This window comes from Kamptonema formosum PCC 6407 (assembly GCF_000332155.1).
GTDB lineage: Bacteria > Cyanobacteriota > Cyanobacteriia > Cyanobacteriales > Microcoleaceae > Kamptonema > Kamptonema formosum.
The window spans coordinates 6,355-6,811 of sequence record NZ_KB235899.1 but is presented as its reverse complement, the minus strand read 5'-3'; the positions used below and the strand labels follow the sequence as shown (position 1 = coordinate 6,811).

Annotated in this window: 1 protein-coding gene; it reads right to left on the bottom strand. The window is 48.4% G+C overall.

Going from position 1 to position 457, the window contains the following annotated elements; translation table 11 throughout:
• Positions 1–215: 215 nt before the first annotated feature.
• Positions 216–457 (bottom strand): hypothetical protein (locus OSCIL6407_RS35850; RefSeq protein ID WP_019486959.1); only part of this gene is annotated, 242 nt, incomplete at its 5' end.

Sequence of the window (457 nt, the reverse complement as noted above, 5' to 3'; positions counted from 1 at the left end):
AGCTAATGGCTAATGGCTAATGGCTAATGGCTAATGGCTAATGGCTAATGGCTAATGGCTAATGGCTAATGGCTAATGGCTAATGGCTAATGGCTAATGGCTAATTACCCCATCCTCCCCCATCTCCCCCCATCTTCCCCCATCTTCCCCCATCTCCCCCTCCCCCCTCTCTTTCCCTAGCCCTGAGCATCGTAGCCCCTAGCCCCTCTTTTTAATCAAAGAGATAATAGTAGACTGACAATTACCAGACCGAGCAGGAATAACCAAAAGATATTGCGCTGACACCAGCTTTTGACAAGTTGGGGCCAACTGCCACTAATGTATTGACTGCTGAGGGGCAAAATTGGTTCAGAGCGATCGTGATAAAGCGTACAATCTTGGGCAAAGGGACGTTGCGGAAAGTTACAGGTGTCGTCTTCGTGGTAGAGGCAGGTAGTACAGAGATATTCTTCTCCTT